Below are 15637 nucleotides of genomic sequence, written 5' to 3' on the forward strand. Positions count from 1 at the left end.
CCTCCACCACGCGGCCGATCTCGAAGGCCGGCTCGCCGAGCGCCCCGAGCACGGCGAGCGCCCGCGCGCGGGCGTCGGACGGCACGACGGCCACGAGCCCGACGCCCAGGTTGAACGTCCGCCGCATGTCGTCCTCGGGCACCTCGCCGGTCTCCTGGATCAGGCGGAACAGGGCGGGGCGGCTCCAGGCGTCCCAGTCCACGTCGAGGGCGAGGCTGTCGGGCAGGACGCGCTCGGTGTTGCCCACGAGGCCGCCCCCGGTGACGTGCGCGAAGCCGTGCGCGAGCCCCTCGGCGATGAGGGCCTGGATGGCGTCGAGGTAGCTTTTGTGGACGCGCAGGAGCGCCTCGCCGACCGTCACCCCGCCCAGCACGTCCGGCGTGTCGGCGGCGACGAAGCGGTCGAACAGGACCTTCCGGGCCAGGCTGTAGCCGTTCGTGTGGAGGCCGGTCGAGGGCAGCCCGAGCAGGACGTCACCGGCCTCGATGGCGGAGCCGTCAACGATCGCGTCGCGCTCGACGACGCCCACGACGGTCCCGGCGAGGTCGTAGTCGCCGGCCTTGTAGAGGTCGGGCATCTCGGCCGTCTCGCCGCCGATGAGCGCGCACCCGTTCTCGCGGCACGCCTTGGCGAACCCCTTGACGACGGCCTCGACCACGTCCGGCTTGAGGACGCCGGCGGCGAAGTAGTCGAGGAAGAACAGCGGCCGCGCCCCGCAGACCGCGATGTCGTTGACGCAGTGGTTGACGAGGTCCTCGCCCACCGTCTCGTGGCGGTCCACGCGCTGAGCCACCTTCAGCTTCGTCCCCACGCCGTCCATCGACGACACGAGCACGGGGTCGCGCACGCCCTCCTGGGCCAGCGCGAACAGCCCGCCGAACGCGCCGACGTCGGTGAGCACGCCGGGCGTGAACGTGCCCCGGACGTGGTCCGAGATCCGCCGGACGGCCTCCTCGCCCGCGTCAATGTCGACCCCGGCCTCTTTGTACGTTGCCATGCCTGTGCTGCGGTGAGAGCGGAAGGTACCGGCGGGTCGGTGGGTCGGTGGGTCGGTGGGTCGGTGGGTCGGTGGGTCGGTGGGTCGGTGGGTCAAGGTGCCCACCCCGCCCGCGTGGCGCCAGGGGCGGGGCGGCGCGTTGTCCGGGAGTTGTCCACAGCGCCGCCCCGCTCAGCGCCAGGCGCAACGGCCACCCTGCGGCTCCCCCACTGACTCACTGATCTTCTACCGAGCCACTGATCTTCAACTGACCTACTGATCCTCTACTGCCCCACCGGCCTTCCATGGCGGGGCGGTCTTGCCGAGGAAGGCGGCGACGCCGGCGCGGCAGTCGCCCGTCGACCGCGCGAGCGCGTTGAGGCGGGAGGCATAGCTCAGCCCCTCGGCCAGCCCCATCGAGGGCACATCGGCCAGGAGCCGCTTGGTGAGGGCGACGGCGCTCGCGCTCGTCTCCGTCGCCAGCTCGGCGCAGAGCGCGTCGGTCTCGGCGTCGAGTGCGTCCGGGGCGACGGCGCGCGTGACGAGCCCGATCCGGGCCGCCTCGGCGGCGTCGACCAAGTGGCCGCGGAGCAGGAGGTCCCGTGCCGCCGCCTCGCCCAGCTTGCGCACGACGAACACGGACACGATCGCCGGCACGAACCCGATTCTCGTTTCCGTGAACCCGAGCTTGGCGCCCTCGGCCACGAGGGAGAAATCGCAGACGGCGGCGAGCCCACACCCGCCCGCGATCGCGTGCCCGTTGACGCGCGCCACGACCGGCTTCGGCAACGTGTAGATGGTCTCGAACAGGCGCGCGAGGTGCTCGGAGTCGGCCAAGTTGGCCTCGGCGCTCGCCGTCTGGAGCGCCTCCAGGGCCGCCAGGTCGGCGCCGGCCGAGAACGCCCGCCCCGCCCCCGTCAGCACCACGACGCGGACGGACGGGTCGGCGCCGGCGCCCCGGAGCGCGTCGGTGAGCGCGCCGACGAGAGCGGCGTCGAGCGCGTTCCGCTTGTCGGAGCGGTCGAGCGTGAGCGTGAGGACGGGGCCGGAGCGGGAGGACTGAAGCACAGGAGAGTGGAGAGTGGAGAGTGGGAAAGGTGCCCGCCCCGCCCGTCGGTGTCAACCCACGCCTCAGCGGGCGGCGAAATGCGCCGCCCCGCCCGCAATGCGCGAGGGCGGGGCGGCCGGCGTAGCGGCGTTGCATGCAACGCCGCCGGGCCGCAGCGTCCGGGCGGTGGCAAAGGGGCAGTCGGCGGCCGCCCACCGGGCGGGGCGACGTCAGGCAAGGTGATACGCTGTCCGACCCTCCACCCCGCCCCGCCGACACAAGCCTCAGCGCGCTGGGGCGGGGCGGGGCGCAGCGGCGACGGGGCGGGGCGGTCGGCTCGCGCCACCCCGCCCCGTCAACCCGAGCCTCGGCGCGTTGGGGCGGGGCCGTCTGCTCAGGCGCCGGCCTCGCGGCGGATTGCTCATCACTCATCACCCGTAACTCGTCACCCGTCCCCCCCCGCCCCCGTCCAGAAGCGGTAGAGCGGCCACAGCTCCTCCTGCGCGTCGATCGCGGCGCCGACGAGGTCCGGGCCGAGCGCCTGCGCCTCGGCGCGCGGGATGCGGCGCATGAGCCAAATGCCCTTGGCCTTGAGGAGCCCGTCAGGCAGCGCGTCGAGCGGCTCGTCGTGCTCGGGGTGGCCCTCGGGCTTCGTCACGTGGGGTGCGAACGCGAGCCGGTAGCCCCGCCCGATGAGCGCGTTGACGAGCGCGAGCGCCTCCGCCGGCTGCGCCTCCATGCGCGACCGGGCCGCCCGGAACACCTCGCCGGCGTACTCGCCCACGTAGATGCCCCAGCGGAAGGCGTCGGGGTGGACGGCGTGGCTGAGCTGGACGTCCGCGAGCCGCTTCCGGCCCGTCCGGTAGAACGACATCCAGAGGTGGCTGTGCGAGCCGCCCCGCCCGAAGTCGTTTTTCAGGATGCGGCTGAACACGTTCCGCTCGGTCTCGAAGGGGAGCCCGTTCGGGAGCACCCAGTTGACCGCGAGGTCGTCGCGGTAGCGCTTGAACGGGGCCGTGACGGCCCGGTCCAGGACCTCTTTCTCTTCGCGGTACCGGCCGATGTGCGGCTCGGCGCGGAGCCTCTCCAGCGCCTCGAACGCCTCGTCCGGGAAGCCCTCGAACGTGAGGCTGAGCGGGGCGGGGCGGCGGAACGGGACGGCCGCGTCAAACGCGGAGGGCGGGGCAGCGTCGGGCGTCATGCCCGAGCTACCCCGCCCCGCCCGCCAAGGTTCGGCCGGTGAGCCTAACCCGTTGGACCTAGTCGATGGACTCGATCACGTCCTCAGCGGCGCCCCGGTTGATGAAGATCGAGAACCCGGCCTCTGCGAGGAGAGTCACCTCGTCGAAGTCGTCGTCCGTCGTCGCGCGCACGGCGAGCGTGAGGGCCGCGGTGTCCGAGATGAACCGCTGGACGCCCGCCTGGCCGCCGATCCCGATGCCGCCACCGCCGTCGCCCACGTTCACGCCGAGGTTGGCGCCGATGAACGGGTAGGTGTTCGTGTCCGTCCCGCCCGTCGGGTAGTAGTTGCCGAAGGCGCTGATGGTCGCGTTGAAGAAATCGCTGAAGTCGGTCGCGAGCCGGGGGTTTCCGCCTACCTCGATGTTGTCCGTGATGAAGTAGCCGACGACGGGCGCTAGCCCAAAGGCGAATTCAGGCTCAATCGAGAGGTTCCCCGTCCCGCCGACCTGGATGACGTCCTGCTGAATCTGGGCGTCGGCGACAGAGGCGGTGAAGAGGAGAGCGGTAGCCAGGAGGAAAAGGCGCATGGGAGTGGGTGTAGGAGAATGGGCGTCGGGCTCCGTTTCTCGCGGTCCAGAACAGACCACAGAGAGGTACGGCGGGGGGAAAGAACCGCCCCGGGCGGGGCGGGAGTCGTGTCAGGCTCGACACGCCCACCAACCCGCGCCCGCCCCAGAAGATTCCTGGGCGGGGTGCGGGCGCTGAGATTGGGCGCTTCTTCCCGCCACCCCGCCCCGCCCCGCTCGCGGCCTTGGGCGGTGTGGGACGCCGCCCCGCCCGCGCTGCGCGTCGCTCGCTACCCGTCGCTCGTCCGTTCGCCCGAGAGGAACCCGATGGCGTCGTCGACCATGTCGCGGCTCCCGATGTAGACCGGGCAGCGGTCGTGGAGCGCCCCGGGCTCGACGTCCAGGATCGGGCCGTGGCCGGTCTCGGCGCGGCCGCCGGCCTGCTCGACGATCAGGGCCATCGGGTTGGCCTCGTACATCAGCCGGAGCTTCCCGTTCGGGTTGCGCGCGTTGGCCGGGTAGATGTAGACGCCGCCCTTCATCAGGTTCCGGTGGAAGTCGGCCACGAACGAGCCGATGTAGCGCGTCGTGTAGGGGCGGGGCGGCGTGTCGTCGGGGGCCTCGGTCTGCATCCACTTGATGTACTCCTTGAGGCCGTCCTCCCACGAGTTGTAGTTGCCCTCGTTGACCGAGTACATCCGGCCGCGCTCGGGCGTGCGGATGCCGGGGTGCGAGAGCAGGAACTCGCCGATCGACGGGTCGAGCGTGAACCCGTTGACCCCGTTCCCGGTCGTGTACACGAGGACCGTCGACGAGCCGTAGACGACGTAGCCGGCCGCCACCTGCTTCCGCCCCGACTGGAGCGCGCTCGCCATCGTGACCCGGCCGACGTGGTCGTCGGGGATGCGGTAGATCGAGAAGATGGTCCCGATCGACACGTTGACGTCGACGTTCGAGGACCCGTCGAGCGGGTCGAAGAGCACGACGTACTTGCCCTGGCAGTCCTCGAAGAGGAGCGGGATGGCCTCGGCGTGCTCCTCGGACCCGATGAGGCAGACCTCCCCGCCCCGACGGAGCGCGCGGACGAACTCCTCGTGGGCCAAGAGGTCCAGCTTTTTCTGGACCTCGCCCTGCACGTTCACGTCGCCCGTGTCGCCGAAGAGGTCGACCAAGCCCGCTTTGCGCACGTCGCGGTCGACGATCTTGGCGGCGACGACGATGTCGCGGAGGAGCCGCGAGAACTGGCCCTTCGAGCCCGGCGCGTCGGCCTCGCGCTCGATGATGAACTGCTCGAGCGTCTTGAGCGCGCCGCCGCCCGTCGCGAGCGTGCCGCCGCCGAGGCCGTTCGAGGAGTGCCCGTCTGTCGTCGGGGCCGTGGGCGGGGTGGCGGGCGTCGGGGAGTCCATGCGCGGAGGGGGTCGGGAGAAGGGGCTTCAGGCGAGAGCGAACGTTCGCTAGAAGCTACGCCCCGATCCGGTCCTGCCCGGCCAGGGTTTGGAGGAGCCGCGCCGTCCGCGGCCCGACCTCCGCCCCGCCCCGCCACTCGGCGACCAGGCGGTCGAGCGCGTCGCCGTCGTCGACGTCGTAGTGGGCGGGGAGGACGACGGGCGTGAGGTCGTTGTCCATCACGCGCGCGAGCGTGTCCTCGAAGACGGCGTCGTGGCTGTAGGCCATGTCGAACAGGTCGGCCGTGACCTCGTTGAGCCCGAGGAGGTAGTAGCCGCCGTCGCTAGAGGGACCGATAACGGCCGTCATCGGGTCCTCCAGGGCCTCGAAGGCGAGCCCGAAAAAGGCGTCGGGGAGCGTCGGGTGGTCGGTCCCCACGACGACGGCGCGGCCGTAGCCGGCCGCGAACGTCTCGACGAACGCCCGGAGCATCCGCTCGCCCAGGTCCCGGCCGCGCTGCGGGTGCACGCTCACGCCGGGCGGGACCAGGCCGGCCGGCTCGCGCGCCGCGCCGGTCAGGTAGAGCCGGACGGCCGGGCCGCCGGGCGCGGCCCCGAGCGCGGCGTAGCGGTCGAGCGCGTCGCGGAGGAAGGCGTCGTAGAGCGCGGCCGCCTCCTCGGGCGCGAGCGGCGGGCACAGCCGCGTCTTGACGCGCCCGGCCTCGGGCACCTTCGCGAACACGAGGAGCGCCGACCGCCCCGCCCCGCCCGACGGCACAGGGCCAGACGAATCGGGCGGGGCGGACGCCGAGGGCGGGGCGGGGCGGTCAGTCACGCCACCCCGCCCGCGCGGTCCGGGCGCGGCCCGCTCACGTCGAACACGTCGAGGGCCACCCCCGGCGCCTCGTCGACGACGTGGCCCTCGACCACGTCGGCGAACGTAACCGTGAACCCGTCGTCGGTGGGGAGCGGGACGGCCACGAGCCGGAACGACGCGTCCAGGCCGTCGTGGGCGTACGGGACGACGGTCTCGTAGCGGGCGCCCGTCTCGACCACGCCCACGTAGGCGTCGAACAGGCCCGCGTCGCGGTTGCCGGGGAGCACGTCGAGCAGCCGGCGCCCCACGAGGTCCGCCACGTCGCGGCCCACGATCTCGGACGCGCGCGGGTTGGCCAGCGTCCACTCAAAGTCGACGATGTGGCCGCCGTCGTCGCGGACGGACCGGAACGCCATCACGCCGTCGGGCGAGGCGATGAGGACCGAGCGGAGGAGGCCCTGCGAGCGCCGGGCGTCGAGGAGCGCCTCGCGGTAGTCGGTCACGTCGAGGAACGAGACGACGACGGCGTCGGGCCGGCCGTCGTGGTCCTCGTCGATGGGCGTCGCGTTGACGCGGTACCACCGCGTGGGCTGGCCGGGCGGGGTGATGCCTTGCACCCTGCCGCGGACGGGCTCGCCGGTGCGGAGCACCGTGCGCTCGGGGAGGTCGTCGTCCGCGATCGCCGCCCCGCCCTCGTCGACCACGGGCCAGCGGGCGGGGCGGTCCTCGCCGTCGTCGGAGAGCCCGAGAAACGCGCGGGCCGACGGGTTCGACACGACGACGCGGGCCTGGGCGTCGACCACGACGACGCCGGCCTCGACGGTGTCGACGATCGAGCGGTACCGCTCGCGGGCCGCCGTCTCGGCCGCCTCGGCGCGGTCGAGCGAGAGCCGCCGGGCGACGGCGTCGGCCATGACCTCGACGAGGTCGCGCTCGGCCGCGCTGAACCCGCCCTCGCGCGGCTCCGGCGAGACGAAGTTGAGCGTGCCCACGACCTCGCCGTCGACGCGGAGCGGGGTCCCGATAAAGGCGCGCAGGCCGCGGCCGGCGCAGGCGGGGTGGTCCGGGGCCTCCTCCTGGGCGTCGGCGTAGACGACCGTCTCGCCGCTCTCGATGACCGCGTCGCAGAACGCCTCGCGGAGCGGGACCGTGACCCCAGGCTCGAGCTCGGAGTCGGGCGAGACGACCGCCTCGATCCGGTACAACTGCTCGTCGGTCGCCTCGTCGATAGGCGTCGCGGACAGGATGCCGACGGGGAGGTCGAACATCTCGCACCCCGCCCGGAGGTACGCCTCGTAACGGGCCTGCGGCGAGTCGTGCTCGACGGTCGTGATCCGGTGGAGGATCTTGAGGTCCTCGGCGAACGCCTCGGCCCGGGCCGTCCGCTCGGCGACGGCGCGTTCGAGGCCCAGGTTCGCCCGCGACAGCTCGCGCCGGAACTGGCGGCGCTCGGTGTCGTCGCGGCACAGGGCGATCACGCACAGGCGCCCGTCGAACTCGGCCAGCTGCGCGCTCGTCGACATCGGGAGGCGCCGGCCGTCTTTCGTGAGGTGGACTGACTCGAACGTCGACCGCCGCGTCCGCCGGAGCTCGACGAGCGCGGCGCGCAGGTCGACGCGCCGGGGGTCGACGAGGTCGGCCGGGGTCATCGCGCGGAGCTCGTCGGCGGCGTACCCGTAGAGGTCGACGGCCGCCTGGTTGAACGCGACGAACGGCTCGGGACCGTCCGGCCCGAGCGGGTACACGAGGACCACGTCGCTGATGGCGTCGAAGAGCGTCTGGAACCGGCTCTCGCTGGCCGCCAGCTCCTCCGCCGCCGCCCGCTCGGCCTCGATGTCGGCGTGGATCCCGACCCACTCGACGACCGCCCCGCCCGCGCCGCGGACCGGGGCGGCCCGGGCCGCCATCCAGCGGTAGCCGCCGTCGGCCAGGCGGAGCCGGTGCTCGACCTGGTACGGGGTCCCGGCGGCCACGGCCGCCTCCCACGCGGCGAGCGTCTCGGCCCGGTCGTCGGGGTGGACGGCATCGATCCACCCCGCGCCTGTCAGCTCCGCCGTCGTCTGCCCGGTCACGGCCCGCCACTGCGGCTGGTCCTCGACGAACGTGCCGTCGGGCGCCGTGACCCAGACGATGGCCGCCGTCGCCTCGATGAGCGAGCGGTAGCGGGCCTCCTCGCGGGCGAGGTCGCCGCGCGCGGCCCGGAGCGCCCGGAGCTCGGCCCGCGAGCTTACGTCCTCGAACACCACGCCGACCTGGTGGTCCGGGAGCGGGACCGCCTCGACCTGGAATGTCCGCTCCGGCACCCGGTCGTCGCCGTAGGTCACGAGCCCGAGGTTGGCCGGCCGGCCCGTGCGCGCGACCTCGGCGTAGCGTTCGAGGGCGTCCGTCTCGCCGATGTCGGGGAGCACCTCGACGAGCCGGCGGCCCACCTCGCGCGTCGGGTCGAGCCCGATGGCCGCCCCGCTCGCCGCGTTGGCGTAGACGAGCCGGAGCGAGCGCGCGTCGGCGGGGTCGTCGAGCCGGTAGACCGAGACCCCGAGCGGGAGCCGGTCGAGGAGGTCGGGGGCGGAGGGGGCAGACGAACCCATGCGGGAGGGGGCGGGGCGGGGCGGGGTGCGCGCGGGCGGGGCGGCCGGAGCCTAGAGCAACGTGCAGGGAGGTACTCGGTACGAGGTACGCGCGCGCTGAGCTCAGATCGGGCCGTACCTCGTACCCGGTACCCCGTACTCACCCGAAGGGTGCTCTAGAGAGAACGCCGTGCCGCCGCCGATGTGTCGGCGTTCTCGCTCGTTTTTTGACCGCTCCGCCCGAGCCACCCGTCGAGGAGCCGGTCGAGCGGGGCGACGGCGGCGCCCGCGGCCTCCGCTCGTCCGACCGCGTGGTCGAGGGCGGACAGCCGGGCGGACCACCCCGCCCCGCCCGCTGGGTCGCCGCCGAGGTCGTTGTGCCACAGGACGACGGCGCAGCCGCCGGACCGGCGTGCGGCGTCGAGCACGGCGCCGAGCGCGGCCGCCGCGCCCTCGGCGTCCAGACCGCGGTGCGCGGCGAGCGTCGTGTCCATGACGGCGAGCGGCATCTCCCACAAGTCTGTCGTGCGGCCGGCCTCGACGTCGAACACGCGGAACGGGTGCGACGTGCCCCGGCGGAACCCCTCGTGCTGCGAAAAGCCCAACGTGCTGTCGATTTGGACGCCCGCCCGCGCGAGGAGCCGCGGCGTCGTCGGATCCGTCCACCGCAGGAAGTGCGTCCGCGCGAGGCGCGGGGCGTGGCCGAGCGCGTCGGCGAACCGAGCGCGCTCGGCGCGGAGCCGGGCGGGGTGGTCGTGGGCGCCGTAGCCCGGGTGCCACCCGACCGTGTGGCCCTCGGCTTCGAGCCCGCGCAGGAAGCGGCGGACGCGGGCCGCGCCCAGGTCGGCCGGCAGGTCTTCGGCCGTCCACGCCGCCGGTTTTACGAACCACGTCGACCGCGCGCCGTGGCGGCGGGCGAGGCGGCGGAGGGCGAGCGCGCTCTGCCACCGGACGTCCGGCCCCAGCGCCCGCCGCCCCGCCTGGAGCCACCCCGCCCCGCCCCGCCCGAGCGCGCCGGCGAGCGCTCGGAGCCGCCGCGTGCGGAGCCCGTCGAGGTCGTGCGTCAGGGCAACGGCCCACGTCGCGCCCGCGCCCCACGCTCGCCCCGGAACGCTGACGCCCAGGCGGCGGAGCGCGTGGCCCAGCCCGGCCCGGTAGGCGTCGACGGCGGGGCGGAGCGGTCCGCCCGGCGCGTCGCCCAGCGCGGCCTGGAGCGAGGCGCCGTAGGGGAACCGGCCGTGCACGTCGCGCGCGGCCGTCGCCGCTTCCTGGAGCCCGGCCAGCCACCACGCCGCCGACGCCACGAGGTCCGCCCCGCCCCCGCGGCCTAGGGCGGGGCGGTCGCCGGGCGGGCCGACCGGGAGCGGCCACCGCTCGGGGCCGCCGCCGGCGTCGATCTCGACCCACCCGAGCGCCTCGGTGCGGGCGGGGCGGGGCGCAGCCAGGGCGGCGGCGGCTTCGGGTGTCAGGGTCAGGCCGAGCGCGCCGGCGCCGGCCGCCCCGCCCGCGGACACGACGAGGCGGGCGTCGCCGCGCCGGGCGGGCTCGGGGCGGAGGCCCAGGCCGCGCAGCAGTTCCTCCAGCCCGTACGCCACGAGCGGGCGGGCGCCCTCGGGGACGTCGAGGCAGACGGGGAGCGGGGCGGCGGTCACGGGGCGGGGTGCGCGGGCGGGGCGGCGTTGCATGCAACGCCGTCGGGCCGCGGCATCTGGGCGGGGCGGCCCAGTCGAGGCGACGGCGGGCGGGGCGGCGACGTTCGTGACCGCCCCGCCCACCCCGGACACGACGAGTCGTGTCCCTACGGACGCCATCGGCGGGCGGGGCGGCGTCGGGCGGGGCGGCACTGGGCGGGGCGGCCATGCTACGCCGCCGCCGAAGACGGCGCGTCCGAACCCCCGCCCCGCCCCGGCGCGTTGGGCCGGCATGGCTCGACACCCCGCCCCCGCCGCCAACGGCGCGGCCCCCGACGACGACCGGCGCCGCGTCCCGCTCACCGCCTCGCTCGGCCGCATCCTCCAGTTTGCGCGCCCCTACAGGGGGCGGCTGGCCGTGGCCATCGTGCTCACGCTGCTCTCGACGGCGGCCGGGCTCGTCGTCCCGCTCGGGCTCAAGGGGCTCCTGGACAGCGTGTTCGAGGCGTCCGACGGCGGGCTCCTCAACACGCTCGCCGTCGGGCTCCTGGCGCTGTTCGCCGTCCAGGCGGTGCTCGGGTTCGGGGGCACGTACCTCATGGAGTGGACCGGCGAGCGCGTCGTGACCGACCTCCGGCGGACGCTCTACGAGTCGCTCCACCGCCTCGGGCTCCGGTTCTTCTCCGACCAGCGGACGGGCGAGATCACGAGCCGGCTCACGAACGACGTCTCGAAGGTGCAGTCGGCGGCGACGAGCGACCTCGCCGAGAGCCTCCGCCTGACGCTGACGCTCGTCGGGTCGGTCGGGCTCATGCTCTACCTCAACTGGCGGCTCTCGCTCGTCGTCTTCGCCGTCGTCCCGCCGGTCGCCGTCGCCATGCGGTCGTTCGGGCTCGTCGTGCGCAAGCTGTCGCGGACCATCCAGGACCGGCTGGCCGAGACGACGGCGATCGCCGAGGAGGCCATCTCGTCGGTCCGCGTGGTGCAGGCGTTCGCGCGCGAGGCCTACGAGGTCGACCGCTACGGGACGGCCGTCGAGAGCCTGTTCGGGACGGCCAAGCGGCGGGCGTGGATCGTGGCCGCCTTCTGGAGCTCGGTCGGCCTCCTGTTCATGACGGCGCTCGTGGTCATCTTCTGGTTCGGCGGGCGCGAGGTGATCGCGGGGCGCCTCACGGCCGGCGACCTCGTGGCGTTCATCGTCTACGCCCTCAACATCGCACGGACCGTGGGCGGGGCGGGGCGGATCTACACGTCGCTCCAGAGCGCGGCCGGGGCGTCGGAGCGGCTGTTCGACCTGCTCGACACCGAGCCCGACATCGCCGACGCGCCGGGCGCCACCCCGCTCGGCCGCGTGCGCGGGGCGGTCACCTTCCGCGACGCGTGGTTCGGGTACGACCCAGACGAGCCCATCCTGCGCGGCGTCTCGCTGGAGGCCGCGCCCGGCGAGACGGTCGCGCTCGTCGGGCCGAGCGGGGCGGGCAAGACGACGCTCCTCAACCTCATCCCCCGGTTCTACGACGTCGACGCCGGCGCAGTCCTCGTGGACGGCCGCGACGTCCGCGAGGTGACCGTGCGGAGCCTCCGCGAGGCCGTCTCGGTCGTGGCCCAGGACGTCGAGCTGTTCGGGACGTCGATCCTCGAGAACATCCGCTACGGCCGGCTCGACGCGACCGTCGAGGAGGTCGAGGAGGCGGCGCGCGCGGCCCACGCGCACGACTTCATCCTCGGCCTGCCGGGCGGCTACGCGACCGAGGTCGGCGAGCGCGGCGTGAAGCTCTCGGGCGGCCAGCGCCAGCGGGTCGCGATCGCGCGGGCGCTCCTGAAGGACCCGCCGGTCCTGCTCCTCGACGAGGCCACGAGCGCGCTCGACGCCGAGTCCGAGGCGGCCGTCCAGGACGCGCTCGCCGTCCTCATGCGCGGGCGGACCACGTTCGTCATCGCCCACCGCCTGGCGACGGTCCGCGACGCCGACCGCATCCTGGTCCTCGACGCCGGCCGCGTGGTCGAGCGCGGGACGCACGACGCGCTCGTGGCCCAGGGCGGCCTCTACGCCCGCCTCGCCGCGCGCCAGTTCGACCTCGAACGCGCGGCGTCGGACGTGCTCACGCCGTAGCACGGACCTCCACCCCGCCCCGCCCGCGCGCCTCCCGGGGGCGGGGCGGCGAGTTCTGGCCCGGTGTCGAACGGCCCGCCACCCCGCCCGGCGCTGCGACACGAGCCCCGCCCGGCGCGGGCGGGCGGGGTGGCCCGGCGGACCTGCGCGCGGCCGCCCGCGTACGCCCGCCTCCCCTCTCCCCCACCCTACCCGACATGGCTCAGCAGTATTCCGCCCCGCCCGAGATGACGATCGACGCCGACGCGACCTACCGCGCGACGATCTCGACGCCCAAGGGCGACATCGTCCTCGACCTCATGGCGCAGCACGCGCCCAAGACCGTCAACAACTTCGTGACGCTCGCGAAGGACGGGTTCTACGACGGGCTCACGTTCCACCGCGTGATCCCCAACTTCATGGTCCAGGGCGGCGACCCCACCGGGACCGGCTCCGGCGGCCCGGGCTACAAGTTCGAGGACGAGACGAAGGGCAACCCGCTCACGCACGAGAAGGGCGTGATCTCGATGGCGAACGCCGGCCCGAACACGAACGGCAGCCAGTTCTTCATCACGCACGACCCGCAGCCGCACCTCAACGGCAAGCACACCGTCTTCGGCAAGGTCGTCGAGGGCCAGGACGTGGTCGACTCCATCAAGCAGGGCGACACGATGGACAAGGTGACGGTCGAGAAGCAGTAGACCGCCCCGCCCGCCGGGCGTCGTCCCGCAGGTTTTCCCCCGCCCGGCCCCGGCCCGGCGGGGGTCTTTTTTGTCGGGCGGGGCGGTCGGTCGTCCCGCCGGTGCAGTGGGGCGGGGTGGGCAGCCCGAACCGCCCGGATGCGGACACCACGCGTGGTGTCCCTACGCCGCCCGCCCCGCCCAAAACGCCGCGGGCGGGGCGGCGCCCTCTCTGCCCGTTGCCCTCACAGAATGAACTCCAGCGCCAGCGGGAGCGCGTAGAACAGGCCCAGGAGGTAGGCCACGGCGTACGCCCGGTTCTTGAACGCGAGCTCGCCCACGAACTCGGCCATGCGGATCGGGATCTCGCGGAGGAACGGGAGCGGGTAGATCAGCGCGATCCCGAACACGTTGAAGAACGTGTGGCACAGGGCCACGATGAGGCCGGCCTGCGCCTCGGGCTCGCTGCTCGCGACCGCGATGAGCGCGGCCAGGACCGCCGTCGCCGTCGTGCCCACGTTCGAGCCCAGCATGTAGGGGAACACGCGGCGGACCGTGAGCACGCCGGCCCCGATGAGCGGGATGACCAGGCTCGTCGTGATCGACGACGACTGGACGAGGAACGTGAGCACGCACCCGAACGCCATGGCCACGAGCGGCTTCCCGAACACGTACTTGTCGAGCGCCCCCTCGCTCCGCCGCAGGAAGAACCCCTTGAGGATGACGACGAGGTAGCGGAGGGCGACGAACAGGAAGAGCAGGCCGACGAGCGCCGTCAGCCACGCTACGCCGCCCAGGAGGCCGGACACGAACCCGGCGATGGCCTCGAACGGCGTGTCGCCGGGCCGGGCCGAGTCGACGCCCGGGAGCGCGGCGGCGAGCGCGGTCGCGGGCCGCGAGATGAGCCCGAAGGCGAGCTCCAGCGGGAGCAGGATGACCACGCTCAGCCAGTTAAAAAAGTCGTGGACCGTCGCCCCGGCCATCGCGCGGCGGAACTCGTCGGGCTGCGTGATGTGGCCCATCGAGACGATCGTATTCGTCACCGTCGTCCCGATGTTGGCGCCCATGATGACGGGGATCGCGTTGGGGACCGAGAGCGTGCCCGTCGCCACCAGCGTCACGACGAGCGACGTGGTCGTCGACGACGACTGGACGAGGCTGGTGACGACGATCCCGGTGACGAGCCCGAGGAGCGGGTTTGACGTGGCGCGGAGCAGGCCCTCGGCAAAGTCGGAACCCAGCCCCTTGATCCCGTCTCCCATCATTTCGAGGGCGACGACGAACAGGAGCATCACCGCGGCCAGCGCGACGAGCCGGAGCCAGAGCGGGGTGTCGGCCGGCGGCGGCGTGGCCGGGTCGACGTCGGCGCGGTCGACCGGCGGGAGGGCCGTGGCCGCGTCGAGGGGGAGGTCGTCGGCGTCGGCGGTCGTCGGCGTCATAGGGGCGGGGCGGTCAGGCGCTCGGGTCCCAGGTCGGCGCGTTGCGGACCTGGTCGAACGGGAGGGCGACGGCGGAGATGATGTTCGAGAGGTGCGACGACGTCCGCCCGATCATCCGGGAGCCGACGGCGAGCACGACGGCGAGGTTCGCGCTCACGTCGTCGGCGGCGGCGAGGCGCGCGAGAAATCCGGCGACCTCGGCCTTCGTCCGGTCGTGCTCCTCCATGACGGCCCGGGCCACGCGCGTGTCGCCGTGGATGAACGCCTCGCGGACGCGCGGGAACGTCGCCTGCACGCGGTCGCGGACCGGCCGGAGCGCCTCGACGTGGCGGCCCATGCGCGGGGCGTCGGCGAGGTCGGTCGCCTTGGCAATCGACTTGGCGAGGTCCCCGCACCGCTCGGCGTCCTGGACGATCGAGACGAGGAGCAGGCTCAGCGAGGTCTCGGCGCGCGAGTCGACGGCGATGTGCTCCAGGACCGCCCGCCGGATGGCCTGCTCGTGGTCGTTGACCACGTCGTCGAGCGCGGCGAGGTCGACGGCCACGGGCTCGTTGTCCAGCAGGCCGTCGGTGGCGGCCTCGAACATCCGCGCGCTCGTGTCGAGCATGGCGCCGAGGTCGCGGAGGCTCCGCTCGATGAGCGGGGGCTTGGCGCCCGTGATGAAGCTGAAAAACTGCATGGGGTCCGGGGGCGGGGCGGCGGGAAGGTGCCGCCCGCGTGTTGCGCCAGTGTTACGGGCCGCCGGTGCCGGCGTATTTGACACGGTCTGCGTGGGGCAGCGGGCAGCGGGCAGCGGGCAGCGGGCAGCGGGCAGCGGGCACAACGCGGCCGCCCCGCCCGCAGGAAACGGACCGGGCCGGATTCGTAGGGACACCATGCATGGTGTCCGCATTGGGACACGCCCGCCCCGCCCAGGTCGGGCAGCGTCTGGGCGGGGCGGGGTGGCATCGGACGGCGCGGCGCCATTCATGACTGCCCCGCCCGCTTCGGACACGACGAGTCGTGTCCCTACGGGTGCCGGTGGTTGGGCAGGGCGGTGACGGGCGGGGCGGCGCCTTCTCTGACCGCCCCGCCCGCCCGACAACCACCCCTACCCCCTCCTGGCCAGGAGGGGAACTGCCGCCGCCTCGGGACGGCGACGTGCTCAACGCAGCCGCCCCGCCCGCTGCTCGCCGTCCGCTGCTCACTGGCCCGCGGGCGGGGCGGAACAAAACGGGCGCCGCGGACCCGCGCGCCAGTCCCCAGTCCCCAGTC

12 protein-coding genes are annotated in these 15637 nt (G+C 74.0%); 2 read left to right on the top strand and 10 right to left on the bottom strand.

Features of this window, described 5'->3' with window-relative positions:
• The 8 genes from purM to RM540_RS15380 form a co-directional block, all read right to left on the bottom strand.
• The coding region (gene purM, locus RM540_RS15345; RefSeq protein ID WP_311665722.1) for a phosphoribosylformylglycinamidine cyclo-ligase at nucleotides 1–997 on the bottom strand (997 nt) is incomplete at its 3' end.
• 252 nt (nucleotides 998–1249) lie between these two features.
• Nucleotides 1250–2044 carry an enoyl-CoA hydratase/isomerase family protein gene (locus RM540_RS15350; protein WP_311665724.1) on the bottom strand — a complete coding sequence of 265 codons (795 nt, stop codon included), beginning with the start codon at nucleotides 2042–2044 and terminating at the stop codon, nucleotides 1250–1252.
• Nucleotides 2045–2469: 425 nt separating this feature from the next.
• Nucleotides 2470–3225: a DUF2461 domain-containing protein gene (locus RM540_RS15355; RefSeq protein ID WP_311665726.1), complete on the bottom strand. Its 756-nt coding sequence runs from the start codon at nucleotides 3223–3225 to the stop codon at nucleotides 2470–2472.
• 58 nt (nucleotides 3226–3283) lie between these two features.
• Entirely contained in the window at nucleotides 3284–3793 is a 510-nt protein-coding gene (locus tag RM540_RS15360) for a hypothetical protein (RefSeq protein WP_311665728.1), read from the bottom strand.
• A gap of 269 nt (nucleotides 3794–4062) precedes the next feature.
• Nucleotides 4063–5178, bottom strand: a complete 1116-nt coding sequence (fbp, locus tag RM540_RS15365) for a class 1 fructose-bisphosphatase (protein ID WP_311665730.1) — start codon at nucleotides 5176–5178, stop codon at nucleotides 4063–4065.
• Nucleotides 5179–5233: 55 nt separating this feature from the next.
• Entirely contained in the window at nucleotides 5234–5992 is a 759-nt protein-coding gene (locus tag RM540_RS15370; RefSeq protein ID WP_311665732.1) for a TIGR04282 family arsenosugar biosynthesis glycosyltransferase, read from the bottom strand.
• Complete coding sequence (locus RM540_RS15375) at nucleotides 5989–8562, bottom strand: PAS domain S-box protein (protein ID WP_311665734.1); 2574 nt, start codon at nucleotides 8560–8562, stop codon at nucleotides 5989–5991. The genes RM540_RS15370 and RM540_RS15375 overlap by 4 nt, the downstream gene beginning before the upstream one ends.
• Before the next feature lie 155 nt (nucleotides 8563–8717).
• Nucleotides 8718–10226, bottom strand: coding sequence for a polysaccharide deacetylase family protein (locus RM540_RS15380; protein ID WP_311665735.1), 1509 nt, complete (start codon nucleotides 10224–10226; stop codon nucleotides 8718–8720).
• Here RM540_RS15380 and RM540_RS15385 point away from each other — a divergent pair.
• Nucleotides 10225–12285: an ABC transporter ATP-binding protein gene (locus RM540_RS15385; RefSeq protein WP_311665736.1), complete on the top strand. Its 2061-nt coding sequence runs from the start codon at nucleotides 10225–10227 to the stop codon at nucleotides 12283–12285. The genes RM540_RS15380 and RM540_RS15385 overlap by 2 nt on opposite strands.
• Before the next feature lie 197 nt (nucleotides 12286–12482).
• Nucleotides 12483–12965 carry a peptidylprolyl isomerase gene (locus tag RM540_RS15390; RefSeq protein ID WP_311665738.1) on the top strand — a complete coding sequence of 161 codons (483 nt, stop codon included), beginning with the start codon at nucleotides 12483–12485 and terminating at the stop codon, nucleotides 12963–12965.
• Nucleotides 12966–13189: 224 nt separating this feature from the next.
• Here RM540_RS15390 and RM540_RS15395 read toward each other — a convergent pair whose 3' ends face one another.
• Together RM540_RS15395 and RM540_RS15400 are read right to left on the bottom strand one after the other, a co-directional pair.
• On the bottom strand, nucleotides 13190–14383 hold the full coding sequence (locus tag RM540_RS15395; protein WP_311665740.1) for a Na/Pi symporter: 1194 nt from the start codon (nucleotides 14381–14383) through the stop codon (nucleotides 13190–13192).
• Nucleotides 14384–14396: 13 nt separating this feature from the next.
• Nucleotides 14397–15062 carry a PhoU domain-containing protein gene (locus tag RM540_RS15400; protein ID WP_311665742.1) on the bottom strand — a complete coding sequence of 222 codons (666 nt, stop codon included), beginning with the start codon at nucleotides 15060–15062 and terminating at the stop codon, nucleotides 14397–14399.
• Nucleotides 15063–15637: the final 575 nt, after the last annotated feature.

The organism is Rubrivirga litoralis, from assembly GCF_031846415.1.
Classification (GTDB): domain Bacteria; phylum Bacteroidota; class Rhodothermia; order Rhodothermales; family Rubricoccaceae; genus Rubrivirga; species Rubrivirga litoralis.